Origin of the sequence: Prescottella agglutinans, assembly GCF_004011865.1 — a bacterium.
Lineage (GTDB): Bacteria > Actinomycetota > Actinomycetes > Mycobacteriales > Mycobacteriaceae > Prescottella > Prescottella agglutinans.
The window spans coordinates 172,254-191,790 of sequence record NZ_RKLP01000009.1; the positions used below are offsets into that span (position 1 = coordinate 172,254).

The 19,537-nt window shown below is 68.5% G+C and carries 19 protein-coding genes; 10 read left to right on the plus strand and 9 right to left on the minus strand.

Going from position 1 to position 19,537, the window contains the following annotated elements:
• The first annotated feature begins 64 nt into the window (after positions 1-64).
• The 3 genes from EGT67_RS17730 to EGT67_RS25125 all read left to right on the plus strand — a co-directional run bounded on the left by EGT67_RS17730 (position 65) and on the right by EGT67_RS25125 (position 2,585).
• Complete coding sequence (locus EGT67_RS17730; RefSeq protein ID WP_127917405.1) at positions 65-595, plus strand: DUF3558 domain-containing protein; 531 nt, start codon at positions 65-67, stop codon at positions 593-595.
• 27 nt (positions 596-622) lie between these two features.
• Entirely contained in the window at positions 623-997 is a 375-nt protein-coding gene (locus tag EGT67_RS17735) for a hypothetical protein (protein ID WP_127917406.1), read from the plus strand.
• A gap of 94 nt (positions 998-1,091) precedes the next feature.
• A complete protein-coding gene (locus EGT67_RS25125; protein WP_164877598.1) occupies positions 1,092-2,585 on the plus strand; it encodes a hypothetical protein in 1,494 nt (497 codons plus the stop codon).
• A 56-nt stretch (positions 2,586-2,641) separates the two neighbouring features.
• Here EGT67_RS25125 and EGT67_RS17740 read toward each other — a convergent pair whose 3' ends face one another.
• The 4 genes from EGT67_RS17740 to EGT67_RS17755 all read right to left on the minus strand — a co-directional run bounded on the left by EGT67_RS17740 (position 2,642) and on the right by EGT67_RS17755 (position 8,423).
• Positions 2,642-3,016, minus strand: coding sequence for a DUF2628 domain-containing protein (locus EGT67_RS17740; RefSeq protein WP_127917407.1), 375 nt, complete (start codon positions 3,014-3,016; stop codon positions 2,642-2,644).
• Between the two features lie 180 nt (positions 3,017-3,196).
• Complete coding sequence (locus EGT67_RS17745) at positions 3,197-4,636, minus strand: HAD-IB family hydrolase (RefSeq protein WP_127917408.1); 1,440 nt, start codon at positions 4,634-4,636, stop codon at positions 3,197-3,199.
• A complete protein-coding gene (locus EGT67_RS17750; protein ID WP_127917409.1) occupies positions 4,633-6,936 on the minus strand; it encodes a glycerol-3-phosphate 1-O-acyltransferase in 2,304 nt (767 codons plus the stop codon). The genes EGT67_RS17745 and EGT67_RS17750 overlap by 4 nt, the downstream gene beginning before the upstream one ends.
• A complete protein-coding gene (locus tag EGT67_RS17755; RefSeq protein WP_127917410.1) occupies positions 6,933-8,423 on the minus strand; it encodes a wax ester/triacylglycerol synthase domain-containing protein in 1,491 nt (496 codons plus the stop codon). The genes EGT67_RS17750 and EGT67_RS17755 overlap by 4 nt, the downstream gene beginning before the upstream one ends.
• Positions 8,424-8,599: 176 nt before the next feature.
• Between EGT67_RS17755 and EGT67_RS17760 the strand changes: the two genes are divergently transcribed.
• From EGT67_RS17760 to EGT67_RS17770, 3 genes are all read left to right on the plus strand, one after another.
• A complete protein-coding gene (locus EGT67_RS17760) occupies positions 8,600-8,911 on the plus strand; it encodes an FmdB family zinc ribbon protein (protein WP_338324867.1) in 312 nt (103 codons plus the stop codon).
• 30 nt (positions 8,912-8,941) lie between these two features.
• On the plus strand, positions 8,942-10,195 hold the full coding sequence (gene fmdA / locus EGT67_RS17765) for a formamidase (RefSeq protein WP_127917412.1): 1,254 nt from the start codon (positions 8,942-8,944) through the stop codon (positions 10,193-10,195).
• 418 nt (positions 10,196-10,613) lie between these two features.
• Positions 10,614-10,931, plus strand: coding sequence for a hypothetical protein (locus tag EGT67_RS17770; RefSeq protein WP_127917511.1), 318 nt, complete (start codon positions 10,614-10,616; stop codon positions 10,929-10,931).
• Here EGT67_RS17770 and EGT67_RS17775 read toward each other — a convergent pair.
• Genes EGT67_RS17775 through EGT67_RS17785 form a run of 3 tightly spaced genes read right to left on the minus strand, consistent with a single transcriptional unit; the run spans position 10,886 to position 13,083 of the window.
• The gene (locus tag EGT67_RS17775) at positions 10,886-11,560 is read right to left on the minus strand and encodes a Type 1 glutamine amidotransferase-like domain-containing protein (protein ID WP_127917413.1); all 675 of its coding nucleotides are present in this window, start codon (positions 11,558-11,560) and stop codon (positions 10,886-10,888) included. The two genes, EGT67_RS17770 and EGT67_RS17775, sit on opposite strands and share 46 nt — an antisense overlap.
• Before the next feature lie 6 nt (positions 11,561-11,566).
• Complete coding sequence (locus EGT67_RS17780) at positions 11,567-12,388, minus strand: maleylpyruvate isomerase family mycothiol-dependent enzyme (protein WP_127917414.1); 822 nt, start codon at positions 12,386-12,388, stop codon at positions 11,567-11,569.
• The gene (locus tag EGT67_RS17785; RefSeq protein ID WP_206612431.1) at positions 12,385-13,083 is read right to left on the minus strand and encodes a mycothiol-dependent nitroreductase Rv2466c family protein; all 699 of its coding nucleotides are present in this window, start codon (positions 13,081-13,083) and stop codon (positions 12,385-12,387) included. Before EGT67_RS17785 ends, EGT67_RS17780 begins: the two co-directional genes overlap by 4 nt.
• Before the next feature lie 194 nt (positions 13,084-13,277).
• On the opposite strand from EGT67_RS17785, the gene EGT67_RS17790 reads away from it, so the two are divergent.
• A complete protein-coding gene (locus tag EGT67_RS17790) occupies positions 13,278-14,816 on the plus strand; it encodes an AMP-binding protein (RefSeq protein ID WP_127917416.1) in 1,539 nt (512 codons plus the stop codon).
• Positions 14,817-14,819: 3 nt separating this feature from the next.
• On the opposite strand, the gene EGT67_RS17795 is transcribed toward EGT67_RS17790, so the two are convergent.
• Positions 14,820-15,185, minus strand: a complete 366-nt coding sequence (locus EGT67_RS17795; RefSeq protein ID WP_127917417.1) for a DUF488 domain-containing protein — start codon at positions 15,183-15,185, stop codon at positions 14,820-14,822.
• Positions 15,186-15,455: 270 nt separating this feature from the next.
• On the opposite strand from EGT67_RS17795, the gene EGT67_RS17800 reads away from it, so the two are divergent.
• The 3 genes from EGT67_RS17800 to EGT67_RS17810 are packed head-to-tail and all read left to right on the plus strand — an operon-like array spanning position 15,456 to position 18,328.
• Complete coding sequence (locus tag EGT67_RS17800) at positions 15,456-16,571, plus strand: Re/Si-specific NAD(P)(+) transhydrogenase subunit alpha (protein ID WP_127917418.1); 1,116 nt, start codon at positions 15,456-15,458, stop codon at positions 16,569-16,571.
• Positions 16,572-16,904 carry an NAD(P) transhydrogenase subunit alpha part 2 gene (locus tag EGT67_RS17805; protein ID WP_127917419.1) on the plus strand — a complete coding sequence of 111 codons (333 nt, stop codon included), beginning with the start codon at positions 16,572-16,574 and terminating at the stop codon, positions 16,902-16,904. It abuts the gene before it with no gap.
• The gene (locus EGT67_RS17810; RefSeq protein WP_127917420.1) at positions 16,904-18,328 is read left to right on the plus strand and encodes an NAD(P)(+) transhydrogenase (Re/Si-specific) subunit beta; all 1,425 of its coding nucleotides are present in this window, start codon (positions 16,904-16,906) and stop codon (positions 18,326-18,328) included. The genes EGT67_RS17805 and EGT67_RS17810 overlap by 1 nt, the downstream gene beginning before the upstream one ends.
• 84 nt (positions 18,329-18,412) lie before the next feature.
• On the opposite strand, the gene EGT67_RS17815 is transcribed toward EGT67_RS17810, so the two are convergent.
• The gene (locus EGT67_RS17815) at positions 18,413-19,531 is read right to left on the minus strand and encodes an MFS transporter (RefSeq protein WP_241566108.1); all 1,119 of its coding nucleotides are present in this window, start codon (positions 19,529-19,531) and stop codon (positions 18,413-18,415) included.
• Positions 19,532-19,537 lie beyond the last annotated feature (6 nt).

Sequence of the window (19,537 nt, forward strand, 5' to 3'; positions counted from 1 at the left end):
CGAATCGGCAGTGCCTGCGTCTGATTAAGTTGGGAGCGGTCTGGAACGAGGGGAGGAGTGCCGGATGCGGGTGGCGGCCGTGGTCGGTCTGGTCGGCGCTGGGCTGCTGTTGGCGGGGTGCGGGTCGGGGGATGTGGCGGGCAACGCCGCTCCTGTCGACGGTACCGCGAAGGAGTCAGTGTTCAACCCGTGTGATGACATTCCCGACGAGGTAGTTAACGCCCTTGCCGTCGATCTCGCGACCGAAGAGCGGGACATCATCGGAGTCAAGCAGCCGGGGTGGAACGTCTGCGGGTGGCGCGGTTCTGAGTACTCGCTGAGCGTCTTTGCAACTACGCGGACTCTCGACGAGGTACGAACGAACGACCGGAACGAGGACTTCGCTCCAGTAGACCTCGACGGTCGGTCTGCTTTCACGTACCGAGAGGTAACGAACGTCGCTCGCGACTCCTGTGACGTTGCGATGGGTTCTGCGGACGGCGCTGTCCTGGTGTCAATTGGGTTCCACGTGCTGACACCCCCCAGCGGACCGAATGAACCGTGCGAGATCGCCGTGGAGGCAGCACGGTCAATCAGCCAGTATGTGCCGAGATGACGCCCCAACGGGAAACGAGGTGAGGTGGTGAACACGGAGTCGGTCTGGTCGGGACTTGGCGTTGCCGCTCAGAGCGGCAACCTCGTTCTCGAGCGCGGAACAGCATCGAGATGCGCGACCAAATGCGGGGAACTCATCGACCAACTGGACGGACTGCGGGACTCCGCGGTTCGCTTGGCGAAGATCGACGGATTTGGATCCCTGCCATCAGGGCTGGCACTCGCCGCCAAGTTTGAGCGTAAAGCTTCTGGCGGAGACTATGCGCTTGACCAGGCGATCGCTGACCACATTCGCACAGTGGCAGAGATCCGCGACGTCTTCCTCCAAATCGAGGCCCGCTACACCGAAGCGGAGGAAGCGAACACCGCAGCGACGACGGCGGTGGGGTCGCAGATCAACTGAGACTGCCGGCTCAGCGGCACTGCGGGGACGGTGCGGCATCGGAATCTGCAGCTGATCACCTGAACGGAACGCACGACAAGAGGGGGACGGGGACATGGATCTGCAAGGCTTGGCAATGGTGGGTAAGGCCGCGGCGGTGGTGGGTGGCAAGGTGGTCGACTTCGCCGTCGACAAGGGGAACGATGTCGTCGAGCTCGTCACCGGAACCGACTACAAGGAACGGGACCGTGTCCGCGACGAGCAGGCCGCCGGCAACGCCGAACGCTCCGACATCTACCGCGAGCAGGCGGGGCTCTACAACCAGGTGGGCCAGGACTTCGACGCTCCGGTCCTCGGGTCGCCGGAGGCGTTCGAGGCCATGTCGCACGAGGCGATCAAGTCGGCCGTCGACGCCATGAACGGGGAGGCGCTCCGCGCCAGCGCGGAAGGCTGGAAGAAGATCGGTCAATCGCTCGAACAGTCCCTCAACGACTTCCGAGACTTCATGGGAAACACGATCAAGGAACGCGCCTGGGAGGGGATCGCCGCGAACAGTGCCAAACAAGCGACCGCCAACTACGCACAGGACTCGAACCGGTTGGCGGCCGCCGGCAAGCTCGTCGGCACCAAGATCGAGGAAGCCGCCACCGCGATCGACCAGGTGAAATCCACCGTCCCACCGGTCTCGAAGAGATCGATCGGCGAGGCCTTCCTCGACGCAGTGTTGCCGCCGGTGGGGTTGTACAAGAGCATCGTCCACGAGCAGGATGAGGCCCACAAAGAGGCCATCCAGATCATGCGGACCGTCTACACCCCGGTGATGCAGCAGTCCGACACGAACGTTCCGACGCTGCCGCCGCCCGTGCAGGTGGGTACGCCCCCGACGCCTCCAGACCAGCGGAACCAGGGTGGGGGCACTCGAGGAGACGGGGCGCCCGGATACACGCCGTACACCGCACCGAACGCGGGATCGCCGGGCCCGAACGGGGGCCTTCCTGGCGGCACCCCGGGAAGCGGGAACGCGCCGGGTGCCGACACCGCCGGCCCCGACGCGCTCGGACCCGATGCCACCGGACAGAACCCCTTCGCCCCCGGCAACGGCGGCGCATCCACCGGCAACCCGAACACCGTTGACGCGCAGACCAACCCGGCCTCCGCGTGGACGGCACCGGCCGCGGCTAATGGAGCCGAAGCCACCCGCTACGGCCAGACCGGCCTGGGCCCGCTCGGCACGGGTGCCGGCGGCTACGGCGGTGCCTCCGGTACGGGCGGCGGCTTCGGCGGCGGGGGTGGCTCCACCGGATCCGGTGCGGGCGGCGGCTACGCCCCCGGCGGATTCCTGAGCGGCGGCAGCGGAGGTGGTGCCGGCGGCCTCGGCGCCGGCGGAGCGTCCCCATCGGCCGCGGCCGGCGGAACCGGTGGCGCCTCGGCGGCCGGCCGACCCGGCGCCGCCGGCGGCACCGGGATGATGCCCGGCGCGGGCGGCGCGCGCGGCCGCGGCGAGGACGACAGCGAGCACAAGACGCCCGGCTACCTCGTCAACGTCGACAACGGCAACGAACTGATCGGCAAGCTCCCGCTCGCCGCACCGCCGGTCATCGGATCCTGAACGGGGCCAAGTGTTCTGAGTCAGGAATCTGAAAACGTACTTCCTGACTCAGAACACTAGAGGCCCCAGGTGTGTCGGCCGTGCACCCGGTACTCGTAGTAGAGGACGTTGGTGCGGGCCGAGATGTACCCGCACAACCCGCACGTCAACGCGATATCGAGGCTGCTGGGCAGCTGCAGCAGCATGCTGGCGATCCCGAGTGCGACACCGATGGCGAACGTCGTCAGGGCCTTGCGCCACAGACCTAGATGCAGCAGGTAGAAACAGCCGAAGAAGAATGCGAAGGTGTTGGAGGACACGGTCATTCGAGTCTTGAATGGCAAAGCCCGGAACGCCTCTTGATAGGACTTGCTGGGCTTCCACATTCCGGGAACACCGTTTGCCTGGAAGAACTGGAATCGGATCCGCCACGCCTCGGAGAGATCGGTCATCTCTCCCAGACTCACAGCATCCGAACTGACATCAGATGTCATCCCCACCCCTTGAACAAATCCCCCGACCACGGTCACGTAGCCGGCCCATTGTGTCCCACTGGAGTGGACGGATACCAATCGCCATGGAGCTGCTCTGGAGCAACCCCGTCCGCTTACATGGTTCTGGCCACGGCCCCGCTACGCCTTCACCGGCCCCGCCCGCAGCACGTCGTCGAACTGTTCCCGCACCTCGGCGATGTGCTTGTCGAGATCCTTGACCTTCCAGCCCTCGGTGCTGATCGGTTCGAGGACATCGACGTAGACGGTGCCGGGATGGGCGACGAACGAGTTGCGCCACATCAGGTCTCCGGCGTTGTGGATGACGATCGGCACGATCGGCACCTGCGCCTGCATCGCCAGATGGAACCCGCCCTTCTTGAATCGCCCCAATCGTGGTGTGGGGGAGCGGGTTCCCTCCGGGGCGATCGCGATCGACGTGCCGTTCTCGAGCTTCTCTACCGCGGGCCCCAGCGCGGCGCGCGCCTGCGTGCTGTCCGACCGGTCCACGTACGCCACGTCCAGCAGCGCCCCCACCGCCGCGAACCGCGGATCGTGCGCCGCCTCCTTCTTCGCCACTCCCGTCGCATCCCGGCGAACCACCTTGCCCACCAGCAACAGGTCCAGCGAACTCTGGTGGTTGAACATGAACACCGCGGGACGGTCCTGCCACGCGTTGTCCTCGCCGGTGATCCTCACGTCGATCCCGCAGATCGTCAGCGCCAGATCCGGGCCCACCGCGCCCACGATGTTCGCGGCGGTCCTCCTACTGCCCGTCAACACCCCCGCCCCGAGACCGGCAGCGGTCGCGACCGTCAGCGCCCCCAGCGCCGTCGCAGTGCGTAACGTCGCGACCGGCGTCGCCCCCCGCTCGGGCTTGCGCAGGTTCACCGACAGCCACCCCTCGTCGTGTGCGATCCCCGCCAGCCGTCGATCCGGGTTCAACGCCACCGGACGTCCCACCGAATCGAGCATCGGAACATCCTCGACGCCATTGGAATACGCGAACGCCTCCGACAGCGGCGCCCCGACCTCGTCGGCGAACTCCCGCAGCGCCTTCGCCTTCGCCGGCCCCCACAGCGCCGGCGCGGCCAACTCGCCGGTCAGCATCCCGTCGACCACCTCCGGCCGACTGCACAGCACGTCCTCGATCCCGAGGTCGTCGGCGAGGTACTGCGCCTGATACGTCGTCGCCGACGTCGCCATCACGATCCGATGCCCGGCGCGGCGGTGCGCGTCGAGCAGTCGCCGCACGTCCGGGTAGATCATCGACGCGACCTCCTGGCGGAACAGACGCTGGCTCCACTCCCACAGTTCGTCCTCGCGCCGCCCCGCCAGCCCGGTGACCGCGATCTCCATCAGCCGCCCGACGTCGGCGCCCCGGAACTGCGTGTCGAACGCGGCCCCCGTGGTGCGCAGCAGTTCGGCGAGGCTGATGTCGAAGCGGCGCAGCCGATCCCGGTACACGACGCTCGCGGTGTACCCGGTGATGAGGGTGCCGTCCAGGTCAAAGGCGGCCAGCGTCGTCGGGCCCTCCGGGGCGGCGGCGATCGCGGCGTACAGATCCTTCAGGCGGTTCATCGGCCCGCCTCCGGGGACCCGTCGGCCGGTTCGGTGACCGAGTCGGGGCCCTTCACCTCGTCGAGCTTGGCGTGCGCCAGGCCGCGGATCTCCCGGACCCGCCGGACCAGCGTCCGGATCTCGGTCGCGAAGGCGCGTCGACGCTCGAGCACGGCCGGGTCGTCGGTCTCGACCAGCGTCCGGTTGCGCGCCAACTGCAGTGCGGTGCCGAACAGTTCCGACGAGATCGACTCGCTGCTGGCGATCTGCTGCCGCAGCCTGCGTTGCTGCGCCAGCGCGAGGCACTCGGAGACGAAGGCCTTCTCGTCGAAATCCCCGGACACCGGGACGTCCAGCAGGTGATCGGCCACCACCTCGTAGGACTCGAGGAACGGCTGGAAGACCCGGTGCGCGAAATAGGGACGGACCCGGGCCAGCACGTTCTGCACGTGTTCGGGATTGCCGAGGTCGTCCTCCCAGGTCGGGTCGATCAGGCTCAACTCCGCGCGCATCTCGTCGCGGAAGGTGTCCTTGTCGCTGAAGAAGAACTCGTACTTGAGCAGGTCCCGGATCCTCAGCGCCTCCCGCCAGCCGTCGGTGAGCGGGTCGGCGAACTTCTCGTCGACCGCGGCTTCCAGCACCATCTCGGCGATCGCCCGGACCAGCAGGAAGTGGATCATGTTGTTGCGGTAGAACGCCGCCACCAACCCCTGATCCTTGCCGAGGTAGTAGACGCGTTCGTTGCCCTCGTCGAACCGCTTGAGCACCCCGGCGTCGACGTGGGTGAACAGGGCCCGGCGGATCACCTGCGGGTTCGTCAGGTCGGCGTCCCCGGCGGTGGGCAGCTTGCGGGAGGTGATGTAGTCCACCATCGGCCGCAGGATGAACTCGAGTTCGGGCACCGTCAGCGCCCGGTCCTCGATGCCGAGGAACGCGAGCATCACGAGCGACGACGCGGTGATCGGGGTGACCTCGTTGATCCGGTGGCTGACCTCGATGCCGGTCTTCTGGATCGCCAGGCGCATGTCGCCTTCCTGCGCGAGCGAATCCCGAAGCGACAGTGGGCGTCCGATCGTCACATGTGCGACGCCGCGACGCTGCCCCTGCGCCCGGACGTAGCCGACCAGCCACCGGAAGCTCTCCTTGCGCTTGGCCGCGCCGTGCGCCTCCGCGGCCATCGCGCTCACCTCGTACAACTGGTCGTACACCAGCGACACCGGCACCAGGTAGACGTCGGAGGCGTCGCTCTCCCGGAACGCCTGCGCCAGATAGGTGAGCAGCCCGTAGCGCGGCGGGCGCAGCTTCCCGGTGCGCGACCGGCCGCCCTCGATGTACCACTCGAGGTTGAAGCGCTTGTTCAGCAGGAACCGCATGTACTCGCGCAGCGTCCACTTGTAGATCTCGTCGCTGCCGAACTTGCGTCGGATGAACACCGTGCCGGACCGTTTGCTGATCGGGCCGACCGGCCAGAAGCTGACGTTGAGCCCACCCATCACGTGGTTGAGCGGCAGATCGTTCGCGAGCAGCGCGGGCCGCAGCACCAGCGGGTCGAGGTACGACCGGTGGCTGGGTAGGAACACCAGCGAGTGCTCCCGGTTGAGCTCGCGCAGTTCCTCGAACCGGGTGGTGTCGACGTCGAGCCGGTACGCGCGGGAGAAGTAGCGGCCCAACTGATCCCACAGGGCGATCGCCCGTCGGCTCTGCGCCGCCACCATCTCGTCGAGGTCGGCGCGGGCCCGCCGGTCGACGTCGGTGACGGTGAGATTGAGCTGGGCGGCGAGCCTCTTCACACCGGCCGTGAACCGGCTCGAGTCGGTGATCTCCTCGACCACGAATCGCGACACCTTGTACTGCGTGCCGAGGAGTTTGCGTTCGGCGCGTTCGAGCGCGAGCGCGGCCTGCCGCCGGATGAAGTCGGGCAGCGAGCCGCCGCCCCGCTCCGCCAGTCGGTCGCGCAACTCGTTCAGCGGTGCCGCATCGCCCTCGATGACGCGGCAGCGCGCGGGATCGTTACGCAGCACCCGACGCTGCGCGCCGGCGCCGAGATGCAGCGGATCGCGCGCCGAGAGCGCCTCGCGCAGCCGGCGGGCGCGATGCCCGTCGGTGACGTCGGGCAGCCACACCACCCGCACCGGCGTCAGCTCCGGGTCGTCGTCGCGCTGCGCCAGCGAGGTCAGCCCCTGATCGGTGGTCGTGACGGTGACGGTGGGCTCCCCGGTCTCGGCCTCGCGGCCCTGGAGCCACGTCCGCAGCACCCGGTCCTCGGTGTCGGTCATCGGCTCGGTGAGATAGACCCGCGTGTGATGGTTCGCGCTCGTCATCGTCGCGCTCCTTCCGATCCCTCAGCCTTCTCGCGCGCGTTCCCGAGCGCCACCACCTCGTCGAGCCCCTCCTGGAGGCAGCGCATGAACAGGGCGGGCTCGGTGACGGCGGCGGTGTCGAGGTTGACGCCGATGCAGCACACCCCCACGTGCGAGACCATCGTCGCCATCACCGCACACCCGGGCGCCGGCGCGAACGGGAACACCCGCTCGATCCGCGCGCCGGCCAGGTACACCGGGACCGGGACGCCGGCGACGTTCGACGCCTGCAGATCCAGGCCCTTCGACTGGGACAGGTACCACTCGGCCAGCAGCCGCGTGGGCAGCCGCACCAGCAGCGGCGACGCAGCCTCGACGATGTCGACCGCGGGTTCCTCGCGCAGCGCCAGCACGATGGCCCGCACCTTGCGGATGCGCATCGCCGGATCCGCCTCGGTCGCCGGACCGGCGAACCGCACCGCCGCGAACCGGTTGCCACCGGACTGATCCGACGCCGCCCGCATGTTGATCGGCATGCCCATCGGCACCTTCCCGACCGACACCCCCATCTCCTCGTGGTAGCGCCGATACCCGCCGAGCAGCGCCGCGACGTACGCGTCGTTGACCGATCCGCCGGCGGCGTGCGCCGCGATGCGCAGTTCGTGCAGCCCCACCTCGAGCACCCCGAACCAGCGGCCGAGGCCGCGGTTGCGGAGCAGGGGGGACCCGGTCGCCGGCGGCGGCTGGATCACCCGGCGCAGCGAGTTCGCGTAGTCGAGGATCTCGCCGGTCGCGTCGAGCGGGCGCCGGACCGCGTCGAGCGCCAGTCGCACCGACCCGGTCACCAGCCCGGCGATCCGGCTCGGCGCCCGCCGCGCCTCGGTGACCACCTCGCGGCCGAGCGCCGAGAGGTCGTTGAGGTGCTCGGGCGGCGCGGGCTCGCGATCCGGCTTGTCGGGGGTGGGCTCGGGCCGGCGGCTGTGCAGCAGCGTCATCATCTGGATGCCGCCCATCCCGTCGGTCATGCTGTGGTGCGTCTTGACGACGTACACCGCGCGGCCGTCGTCGATGCCCTCGATCAGCACCGCCATCCACGGCGGGCGGGCCTTGTCGAACGGCTCGGTCGCCAGGTGCCGGCACAGGCGCAGCGCGTGATCGAGATCGGCGGGCTCGGGCAGGCGCACGCGCCGCAGGTGGTAGTCCAGATCGAACTCGGGATCGACCGACCACACCGGGTTGCCCAGCCCGAAAGCCGGTTCCACCGCCCGCATCCGGATGCGCGGAACGATGTGCGACGCCCACTCGTGGGCGCGGACCAGCCGGTCCCAGTCGGGTGCCTGGTCGAGGACGTCGACGGCGACGATCGGCGTGCGCAGTTCCGGCCGGACCTCCTCCATCCGCCACATACCGGTCTCGAAGTCCGACATGATCCGGCTCATGCCCCACCCGACCGCGGACAGGTCGACGTCCACCGCGCTCGGAGGGATGAACGGTTGTCCGTCGGCCATACGCACGCTCCTCGGATCCGCGCTGACGAGATCGCTCTGGGGTGTCGCCTCAAGTGTGGACCCGCACGCGTGGACGCGTCACGGGATTCGGCGCTTCACCAGTGGGGACGATGCGGACAAGTCGTGTCGCGCGCGGTCCGGCCCGGTCTCCGATACCGTCTGAGGGACTTCGATCCTTGCCCCGGCGAAAGGACTCGGTCATTCCCCTCTACCAGTTCCGGTGCGATCACTGCGGTCCCTTCGACCGCACCTTTCCGATGGCCGCCGTCCCCGAGACGAGCACCTGCCCCGACTGCGCGTCCGACGCGCGGCGGCAGATGACCGCGCCGCGCCTCGGCCACGGCGCATCGACACCGATGCGACTGCTCGACGCGACCGCGCGGTCCGCGAGCGAACCGGCCGTCGTGCAGGGCCCCCGTCCCGGCGCCCGCCGCACCACCCAGAAGGTCACCACCGACCCGCTCCACCGAAAGTTGCCCCGCCCCTGAGTAAACCGACCATGTCGTGAGGAGCCCTGCATGCCCGAGTTGCTGTTCCCGTTGGATTCCCGCAAGAAGTTCACCGAGCAGGAGAAGATCGGCCACAACCGGTGGCACCCCGACATCCCGGCCGCGGTGACCGTCAAACCGGGCGACTCGTTCCGGGTGCACTGCCGCGAATGGTTCGACGGTGCGATCCACAACGACGACTCGGCCGACGACATCCTGAACGCGCCGCTCACGACGGTGCACACGCTCTCGGGCCCGTTCGCCGTCGAGGGCGCGAAGCCCGGCGACCTGCTGATCGTCGACATCCTCGACATCGGGCCCATCCCGCAGGAGGATTCGGGGCCGCTCGCCGGCCAGGGCTGGGGCTACACCGGCATCTTCCCGCGCGACAACGGCGGCGGCTTCCTCACCGAGCAGTTCCCCGACGCGTACAAGGCGGTCTGGGACTTCGCCGGGCAGACCGCGACGTCGCGGCACGTGCCGCATGTGAAGTTCACCGGCATCGTCCACCCCGGCCTGATGGGGACGGCCCCGTCGCACGCGCTGCTCAACAAGTGGAACACCCGCGAGGCCGCGCTGATCGCGACCGACCCGGAGCGGGTGCCACCACTGGCGCTGCCGCCGGAACCGCGGGACGCGATCCTCGGGACGCTCACCGGCGCCAACTTCGACCGGGTGGCCGCCGAGGCCGCGCGCACCGCGCCGCCCCGCGAGAACGGCGGCAACCAGGACATCAAGAACCTCACCAAGGGCAGTCGCGTCTTCTACCCGGTGTTCGTCGACGGCGGCAAGCTGTCGGTGGGCGACCTGCACTTCTCCCAGGGCGACGGCGAGATCACGTTCTGCGGCGCGATCGAGATGGGCGGATTCATCGACCTGCGCGTCGATCTCATCAAGGGCGGCATGGAGACCTACGGTGTCGCCGAGAACGCGATCTTCATGCCCGGCAACACCGACCCGCAGTACTCCGAGTGGCTCGCCTTCTCGGGGACCTCTGTGACGCTCGACGGGGAACAGCGCTACCTGGACTCCCACCTGGCGTACCAGCGGGCGTGCCTGCACGCGATCGAGTACCTCACGAAGTTCGGCTACAGCCCGGAGCAGGCGTACCTGCTGCTCGGTGCCGCACCCATCGAGGGCCGGCTGTCCGGCGTCGTGGACATCCCGAACTCGTGCGCGACGGTGTACCTGCCGACGGCGATCTTCGACTTCCCGATCGCGCCGTCCGCGGCCGGTCCGGTGCAGATCGATCCGGGGATCGGTGCGCCGCACTCGGCGCGCTAGGCGAACGAACGCTCGACCGGACGGCACCGACGGATCGTCTCCTCCTTCGCGGGGCGGGCGGGCGTCGGTGCCGCCGCGTGCGCGCGCGCATATTAGCAGCGCAAAGCATATTTTCGGCGTCCTTCGAATGTACTCGAGTCCAATAGTTTTGTCGCAGGTTTCGAGTGATGCGCGGCCGGGTGAACGCCGGGTTTCGTTATCCGATCGTGATGATCAAACAGTAACGCCCCCGTCTTTCGTCGCGTTAGCGTCGATTCCAATCGCCCGGCGCTATCGAAGCGTTACGCGATGTCACCATCATCAACATCCTTGTCGCCCGGAACGTGATGTCCGCCAGAACGAGGTCGGGCCGTCGGGGAGAAAGGGGCGCGGAGTAGTGAGCGCTTCGTCGAACTGCATCGAGGACTACGTCGCGGCGATGTTCGCGTACGAATTCATGGACGGAGGAGTCGACTACGACTCACTCGACCGCATTCACCGCGGAGACGTGGGTGAGTGGGTGTCGGCCGTCGCCGGATCCGGACTCTTCACGAACTCGCAGGTCGAGCGGATCGATGTGGCGTGGCGCCTCGAACCGAAGTCCCTGCTCGACACGCTGCTGTCCGAGGCCGACGAGATGACGGTCCGGCGCTGCGAGATGACGTGGGCCGCGCTGGACCGGCCGGAGCACTCCGAGGTGGCGGTCGGCGGCTACGACAGTGTCGCGGTGGCGTCGGCGTCCACCACGATCGCCTGATCATCGGTCAGACATCTGTACGGAACCCCGGCGGCACGGCAGGCCTCGATCATTCGGGCCGATTCGTCGCCGGGGTTCGCCGTGTCCGGCACCGGATCCTGCGGGTTCCCGCCGACGGGTGGGCAGTGCGGCACGATCGCGAAGTCGACCAGTCCGAGCCCGTCCCATCGCGGCTCCACCCCGCACGTCGGCGCCACCTCTCCGGGGTTGTCAGCGCTGTCCACCCCGACCAGCGACGGCGCCATGACGCAGGCGCCCGCGCTGTACCCCGCATAGGCGAGCACGCCGGTGCGAAGCAGTCGCGGTAGCACCTCGTCGCCGCCGCTGCGCGCCAACTGGGCGCGCAACACGAACGTGTTGCCGCCCCGCACCCACACCGCGCGGAACGCCGACAGTGCGTCCGCCAACCGGTCGGGGGCGCCGACGTAGTCACGCAGATCCACCTCGGCCGGGGCGAACCCGAGTCGCCGCAACGGGACCACGTCGCTCACCACCGCCGACTCCCGCGCCCGGACCGGCCACGCGTCCGCGGCGTTCGCGATCACCGCGATCGGCCCGGGGCCTCCGACCAGATCCAGGAATCGGTCCACGTGCGCGCCGAAACGATACGACGACAGGAACAGTCGCACGCGCGGTCAGACCGTGTAGGCCAGGTGGTCGAGGATGCGCCGCCCCACCTCGCTGTCGCCGCCCAGTTCGAACTCCGACACGTGGTCCGCGGCGACGGTGCGTCCGCACGCCAGCCGGGTGAACAGACGCGAGTCCATCGCGATCGTCGACGTCGCCGGCCCGGACAGCGCCGGCACGACGGCGGCGCGGCCGTCGACCTCGACGTGGAGCGTGCGGGCGAGCGGACCGGACAGCTCGAACGTCACGCGGGCGCCGTCGGGCGCGTGCCCGAGCTTGCCGACGATGAAGCCGAGCGCCCCGGCGATCTCTTGGAACGCGAGATCGCCGCGCGAGCCGCCCTCGTCGCCGGCGGGGACGTCGAGGGCGTCACGGATGTCGTGCTCGTGGATCCAGCAGTCGAACAGCCGGATCCGCATGAAGCGGCCGTACGTCGCCGGCCCGGCCGGGGTCACGGTGGGCGCGTCGAAGTCGGCCTGCGTCATGGCGGACAGGGCCTCCTGCCGGGTGGAGGTGATCTCGCGGAACATCGCGAGGATCTGGTCCCCGGTGTGGGCCCGCAACCCTTCCACCCAGCGCTCGTTGTAGGCGCCGATCTCGTTGCGCACGTGGAGGAGTCCGTGAACGTCGATCGCGGTCTCCGGGGGTTCGAGTCCCGACAGCATCGACTCGGTCCCGATGATGTGCGAGACGATGTCGCGCACGGTCCAACCGGGCAGCGCGGTCGGCGTGATCCAGGCGTCGCCCTCGACGGTGGACAGCACGTCGTCGAGCACCGCCCACTGCTCGGACAGGGCGTCGACCAGCATGCCCTGGGGGAACTCGCTCATGTGTCGCTCTCCGTTTCCGCTACGGGGAGGTCGACGACCTCGCCTCGGTCGATGCTCTGCCAGTCACGGCCCCGCACGTACGGTTCGAGGGCGCGTCCGATGTCCGCGGCGTCCGACGGGCCCTTGACCCGCTGGATCTCGTAGACGTGCGGAAACTCCAGCAGTTCGGTCACCGTGTTCCACAGGCGGACCGCGGCCTCGCCGTCGGGCGGGTCGATCAGCACGGGGCCGAAGAACGCAGTGCCCTGGACGAACAGCGTCGGGACGCCGAACCCGCCCGACGCGACCACCCGGTCGTGGTCCGCGCGGACGTCGTCGTGCGTGGTGGGGTCGGCCAGCGCGACGTCGAGCAGGCCGGGGTCGAGACCGAGTCGGTCGAGCAGGTCGCGGGCCACCGCCGGGTCGTGCGGTTTGCCGCCGTCGACGTGCAGCAGGTGCCCGGTCGCGAAGTACCAGCGGTCCAGCAGGTCCATGCTCTCGCGGCGGAGCAGCGCGCCGATCCGCATCAGGGACCATCCGTACGACCACTCACGTTCCCACGGATGCTTCTGATCGTCGCGGCGGTTGATCTCCTCGAGGCTGAAGAAGCGCCACGCGACGTCGATTCCGGTCTCGGCGCGGACGTGCCGGATCCATCGGGACGCATGGAACGCGAACGGGCACATCGGGTCGAAGTGGAAATCGACCGACGTGATCGGCTCGGCGCGCGCGTCCGTGGTCACCCTGTCACTCTATGACCGATCGCCGCCCGGAGCGACGACTCGGACCGCAAACGTCGCGGCGAGTCGGTCTGCGAGCGATTCGGTCGAAATCACCCCGAAGTCGCGAACGGGGGTGGACCATCGACGCACACCGATCGTGCGAATCACCGTTCACATGAGGAGCCGCCGTGTTTCCCGGAAACTTCGTCGCATCCACGCCCGACAAGCCCGCGGTGATCCGACCCGCGACGGGCGAGCAACTCACGTATAGGCAGTTGGACGACCGTTCACTGCGGCTGGCCCGCTACCTGCAGTCGGTGGGTCTGCGCCCCGGCGACCACGTGGCCATCGTTGCCGGCAACGACCTGCGGGTGCTCGAGGTGTACTGGGCGGCGCTGCGATCCGGGCTTTACGTCACCGCGGTCAACTGGCATCTCACCCCGGCGGAGACGGCGTACGTCGTGGACGACTGCGAGGCGTCGGCGCTCGTGGTGTCCGCGGACGCCGCGGCCGCGCTGCCCGCGGACGTGGGCGACCTGCCGAAGGTGCGGCACCGGTTGGTGTTCGGGGGAGCGGTCGACGGATACGACGACTACGACACCGTGCTCGCGGAACAGTCGCGCGAACCGCTCGCGTCGCAGCCGCGCGGCCAGGACATGCTGTACTCGTCGGGAACCACCGGCCGCCCCAAGGGCATCAAGCCGAAGCTGCCGGACGGGCAGGTCCACCAGACGCTCGACCCGTACACCGCGGTGTTCTCGCCGATGTACGGGTTCGACTCCGACACCGTCTACCTGTGCCCGGCGCCGCTGTATCACGCAGCGCCCCTGCGCTTCTGCGGGACGATCAACTCCGTCGGCGGCACCGTGATCGTGATGGACCGCTTCGAACCTCGTGAGGCACTCGAGCTGATCCAGCGCTACCGCGTCACCCACAGCCAGTGGGTGCCGACGATGTTCGTGCGAATGCTCAAGCTGCCGACAGATGTTCGGGACCGCATCGACGTGTCGAGCATGCGGGTGGCGGTCCACGCGGCGGCGCCGTGCCCGCCGGACGTCAAGCGCGCGATGATCGACTGGTGGGGACCGGTGATCCACGAGTACTACGCCTCCACCGAGGGATCCGGGGTCACGTTCATCGACAGTGCGCAGGCGCTCGCGCATCCCGGATCCGTCGGTCGCGACGGTGTGGTCGGGATCGTCCACATCTGCGACGAGTCGGGACGTGAGTTGCCGACCGGGGAGATCGGCACCGTGTACTGGGAGCGCGACGAACTGCCGTTCGAGTACCACAACGACCCCGACAAGACCGCGTCCGCGCAGCATCCGGACCATCCGACGTGGACCACCAGCGGGGACATCGGCTATATCGACGACGAGCGATACCTCTATCTCACCGATCGGGCCGCCTTCACGATCATCTCGGGCGGCGTCAACATCTACCCCCAGGAATCGGAGAACGTGCTGACCCTGCATCCCAAGGTGCACGACGTCGCGGTGATCGGCGTGCCGCACGACGAGATGGGAGAAGAGGTCAAGGCCGTTGTCCAACTGGCGGACGGTGTGACGGGAAACTCCGAGGTGGAGCGGGAGTTGCTCGACTACGTCCGCGACCGGGTCGCGCACTACAAGGCGCCGCGGTCGATCGACTTCACGGACGAGCTCCCGCGCACACCCACCGGGAAGCTGATCAAGCACCGACTGCGTGCCCGATACGTCACGGTGTGAGGATCAGACCGACTCCTGCAGGAACTGCTGCAGCACCGCTGCATGACTGTGATCGACGTCCTGGGCCGCGGTCAGCAGGACGATCGGGCGGTCCTGCGCGAGCTCGAGAACCCGCTCGGCAGCGGTGCGCCCGTCCGGAGATTCCAACTCAGCGAGATAGCGGGAGCGAAACTCGGCAAACTCTGCTACGTCATGGCTGTACCACCGACGTAGTTCCGTCGACGGTGCGAGATCCTTCGCCCAGTCGTCGTAGTGGAACGAATCCTTACGCAGTCCGCGCGGCCACAGCCGGTCGACGAAGACCCGAAATCCGGCCTCCGCGCCAGGGTGGTCGTACACACGTTCGATGTCGACGGCTCGAGTGTGCATCTCCGAACCTCCGTTTCTTGGGCCTATTCGGCCGTCAAGTTACGTCCATGTGAATTAGTGAGCTGTATCACAAAATGTGTCTCTTACAGTGGTATACCTCTGTTCGGACTCGATTCAGACGGCATCGACGACTTGCGTGTGTTCCCTTGCTCACGGTAGTTCTGCTTACCATCGTGGACCACTTGCATCGATCGGGTCATCGTCCGTCGATCGCTCGATAGTTGCCGCCCGTCGCGGCAGGCACACCATCTACCGCAGGAAGTCGAAACATTGGATACATCGAAGAGCGCGGCACAGGTGCGCCCATCGGTCGGTGTCGTTCGGGAGACGAGCGACGGCGAGCGACGGGTGGCGCTGGTGCCGAAGGTCGTGGCGTCCCTGGCCGCGAAGGGCGTCGACGTCGTCGTCGAGCCCGGTGCCGGACTGGGGGCCCTGATTCCGGACGAGCTGTACAAGGAGGCGGGCGCGACGATCGGGGACGCGTGGACCTCCGACGTCGTCGTCAAGGTCGCACCGCCGTCGGACTCCGAGGTCGGCAAGCTCCGGTCGGGGCAGACGCTGATCGGCTTCCTGGCGCCGCGCAACGCCGAGAACCAGATCGGTGCCCTCACCGCGGCGGGGGTGAGCGCGTTCGCCGTCGAGGCGATCCCGCGTATCTCCCGCGCCCAGGTGATGGACGCGCTGTCGTCGCAGGCGAACGTGGCCGGTTACAAGGCCGTCCTGGTCGCCGCGTCCGAGTCCACCCGCTTCTTCCCGATGCTGACCACCGCGGCCGGCACCGTCAAGCCCGCCACCGTGCTCGTCCTCGGTGTGGGTGTCGCGGGTCTGCAGGCGCTGGCCACGGCGAAGCGTCTCGGTGGCCGCACCACCGGCTACGACGTGCGCCCCGAGGTCGCGGATCAGGTCCGCTCGGTGGGTGCACAGTGGCTCGATCTCGGCATCGACGCGGCCGGTGAGGGCGGCTACGCCCGCGAGCTGACCGACGCGGAGCGTGCGCAGCAGCAGCAGGCGCTCGAGGACGCGATCAAGGGCTTCGACGTGGTCATCACCACCGCGCTGGTGCCGGGTCGTCCGGCGCCGCGTCTGGTGACCGCCGCGGCCGTCGAGGGCATGAAGCCCGGCAGCGTGATCGTCGACCTGGCCGGCGAGACGGGCGGCAACTGCGAGCTCACCGAGCCCGGCCAGACCGCCGTCAAGCACGGTGTGACGATCTGCTCGCCGCTGAACCTCCCGGCGACGATGCCCGAGCACGCCTCGGAGCTGTACTCGAAGAACGTTGCGGCCCTGATCGAGCTGATGCTCGACGAGAACGGCGCGCTGGCGCCCGACTTCTCGGACGAGATCCTCGCCGGTGCGTGCGTGACCGGATCGAAGGAGAACTCGTAGATGTACACCGAATTGTTGGCGAACATCGCGATCCTGGTTCTGGCCGGGTTCGTGGGTTTCGCTGTGATCTCGAAGGTGCCGAACACGCTGCACACGCCGCTGATGTCGGGCACCAACGCCATCCACGGCATCGTGGTGCTGGGCGCGCTGGTGGTGCTCGGGCATCTGCCCGGTGACGCCCCGTGGTCGATCAAGGTCATCCTGTTCGTCGCGCTGGTGTTCGGCACGTTGAACGTCGTGGGTGGTTTCGTGGTCACCGACCGCATGCTCGCGATGTTCAAGCCGAAGAAGGACGCCCCCAAGGCAGCCGTGAAGAAGGGGGCTGACGCCTGATGAGTTACCTCGTCACGATCCTCTACATCGTCGCGTTCGCGATGTTCATCTACGGTCTGATGGGCCTGACCGGCCCGAAGACCGCGGTCCGCGGCAACTACATCGCCGCGGTCGGCATGTTCGTCGCCGTCGTCGCCGTGCTGATCGACATCCGCGACACCGACAACTGGGGCCTGATCGTCGGCGGCCTCGCCGTCGGCATCATCCTCGGTGTCCCGCCGGCGCTGCGCACGAAGATGACCGCGATGCCGCAGCTGGTGGCCCTGTTCAACGGTGTCGGCGGCGGCACCGTCGCGCTGATCGCGTGGGCCGAGTTCCTCAACTCCGACGGTTTCACCGCGGTCGAGACGGTCCCGTCGGCGCCGTTCATCGTGGGCTCGCTGTTCGCGGCGATCATCGGCTCGGTCTCGTTCTGGGGCTCGCTGGTCGCGTTCGCCAAGCTGCAGGAACTGTTCAACAAGACGTTCGAGAAGAAGGTCGTCGCGTCGGCGAAGCTGTTCCAGCTCGCGAACATCGTCCTCGCGCTGGTGTCGGTCGGCCTGGCCGTCTACATCGGCCTCGGCGCCGACGGCGAGCCGCAGTCCCCGTGGCTGATCGTCGGGTTGTTGGTCGCGGCCGGTGTGATGGGCCTGTTCGTGGTGCTGCCGATCGGCGGCGCCGACATGCCCGTCGTCATCTCGCTGCTCAACGCACTGACCGGCCTCTCGGCCGCCGCGGCGGGTCTCGCCCTGAACAATCAGGCGATGATCGTCGCCGGCATGATCGTCGGCGCCTCCGGCTCGATCCTGACCAACCTGATGGCCAAGGCCATGAACCGGTCGATCCCGGCGATCATCTTCGGCTCGTTCGGCGGCGGCGACGCCGGCGGCGCGGGCGGCAGCGCGGCGGGTGGCACCGTCAAGGCGACCTCCGCCTCCGATGCGGCGATCCAGATGGCCTACGCGAACCAGGTCATCGTGGTCCCCGGCTACGGTCTCGCGGTCGCGCAGGCCCAGCACGCGGTCAAGGAGATGGCGGCGCTGCTCGAGGACAAGGGTGTCGAGGTCAAGTACGCGATCCACCCGGTCGCCGGCCGCATGCCCGGTCACATGAACGTCCTGCTCGCCGAGGCCGACGTCGCCTACGACGCGATGAAGGAGATGGACGACATCAACGGCGAGTTCTCCCGCACCGACGTCACCGTCGTCATCGGCGCCAACGACGTCACCAACCCGGCCGCGCGGAACGATTCGAGCTCGCCGATCTACGGCATGCCGATCCTCAACGTCGACCAGTCCAAGTCGGTCATCGTGCTCAAGCGGTCGATGTCGTCGGGCTACGCCGGCATCGACAACCCGCTGTTCACCGCGGACGGCACGTCCATGCTGTTCGGCGACGCCAAGAAGATGGTTTCCGAGGTCACCGAGGAGCTCAAGGCCCTGTAGGCCTCGGCACACCACGGAACACGAGAACGGCAGCTGACGGGGCGATCCCCCTCCGCCTGTCAGCAGAAGGGACCCTTCGCACGCTCACGGCGTGTGCAGGGTCTCTTCCGCCGTTGCGGTCACCGTCCGGCGGGGCGGCTGCACCACACCCGCGAAGCGGGACGCGACCAGCACGCACGCCAGCGGCACGATCATCGCGACCGTGAGCGGCACCAGTTGGGTGAGCCACCCGATCGTGGCCGGGCCGGCGAGGAAGCCGAAGTAGCCCATTCCCACCACGCGGGACATATTCGCTCCGGCCGCACCGGTCCCGAGATTCCCGGACGCGGTGAAGATCTGCGGCACGCAGCCCGACAGCCCGAGCCCGAACAGCGCCCACCCGAGCAGCGTCGTCGGCAGCCACCCCGACACGACGACCAGCGCCATGCCGGCAGCCGCGATCAGCGCCCCGTAGCGCACCACCGCCACGGGACCGAACGCGGCGCTGACCCGGTCCGCGGTGAACCGGCCCACCGTCATCGTCAGCGAGAACGCCCCGAACGCGAGCGCCGCGACGGACGCCGAGACGCCCAGGTGTTCCTTGACCTGCAGCGTGGTCCAGTCGTTCGCGACGCCCTCCGCGAGCATGAGGGCGAACGCGACGGCACCCAGCGCCAGCACCCGCGGCGAATACCGTCCGCGCGGGCGGGGCTCGTGATGTTCGGGCCGGGGATGCGCCGACGGCGGCAGCAGCCTGGTCGTGCACAGCACGATCACCGCGACGCCCAGCACGGACGCCGCCGCGAGCGTGGTGGCCGGTGACCAGCCCGCCTTGATCGTCACCGCCCCGACGAGCGATCCGGCGACGCCACCGATCGAGAACATGCCGTGGAACGCCGACATGATCGGCCGGCGGTACGCCTGCTCGGCGAGGACGGCCTGCGAGTTCATCGACACGTCGAGGGCGCCGTTGCCGAACCCGAACACCATCAGCGCCAAGCCCAGCTGCCACGCGGTCGACGCGAGGCCGGGGCCGATGGTCGCGACGGACAGCAGCGTGCCGCTGAGCGCGACGAGCAGTCGGCTGCCGAACCGATCCGCCAGCGGCCCCGACAGCTGCATGCCGGCGATCGCGCCGACCGCGAGCAGCAGCAGCAGCGACCCGAGCGTGGAGTGGGCGATGTTCGTCCGGTCCTCGATCGCCGGAATGTGGACCACCCACATCGCGAG

Coding starts and splice junctions, on each gene's coding strand:
- EGT67_RS17730 (WP_127917405.1), top strand. CDS start 65: ATGCGGGTGGCGGCCGTGGTCGGTCTGGTCGGCGCTGGGCTGCTGTTG.
- EGT67_RS25125 (WP_164877598.1), top strand. CDS start 1,092: ATGGATCTGCAAGGCTTGGCAATGGTGGGTAAGGCCGCGGCGGTGGTG.
- EGT67_RS17740 (WP_127917407.1), bottom strand. CDS start 3,016: ATGACCGATCTCTCCGAGGCGTGGCGGATCCGATTCCAGTTCTTCCAG.
- EGT67_RS17745 (WP_127917408.1), bottom strand. CDS start 4,636: ATGAACCGCCTGAAGGATCTGTACGCCGCGATCGCCGCCGCCCCGGAG.
- EGT67_RS17750 (WP_127917409.1), bottom strand. CDS start 6,936: ATGACGAGCGCGAACCATCACACGCGGGTCTATCTCACCGAGCCGATG.
- EGT67_RS17755 (WP_127917410.1), bottom strand. CDS start 8,423: ATGGCCGACGGACAACCGTTCATCCCTCCGAGCGCGGTGGACGTCGAC.
- fmdA (WP_127917412.1), top strand. CDS start 8,942: ATGCCCGAGTTGCTGTTCCCGTTGGATTCCCGCAAGAAGTTCACCGAG.
- EGT67_RS17770 (WP_127917511.1), top strand. CDS start 10,614: ATGTTCGCGTACGAATTCATGGACGGAGGAGTCGACTACGACTCACTC.
- EGT67_RS17780 (WP_127917414.1), bottom strand. CDS start 12,388: ATGAGCGAGTTCCCCCAGGGCATGCTGGTCGACGCCCTGTCCGAGCAG.
- EGT67_RS17795 (WP_127917417.1), bottom strand. CDS start 15,185: ATGCACACTCGAGCCGTCGACATCGAACGTGTGTACGACCACCCTGGC.
- EGT67_RS17805 (WP_127917419.1), top strand. CDS start 16,572: ATGTACACCGAATTGTTGGCGAACATCGCGATCCTGGTTCTGGCCGGG.
- EGT67_RS17810 (WP_127917420.1), top strand. CDS start 16,904: ATGAGTTACCTCGTCACGATCCTCTACATCGTCGCGTTCGCGATGTTC.
- EGT67_RS17815 (WP_241566108.1), bottom strand. CDS start 19,531: ATGTGGGTGGTCCACATTCCGGCGATCGAGGACCGGACGAACATCGCC.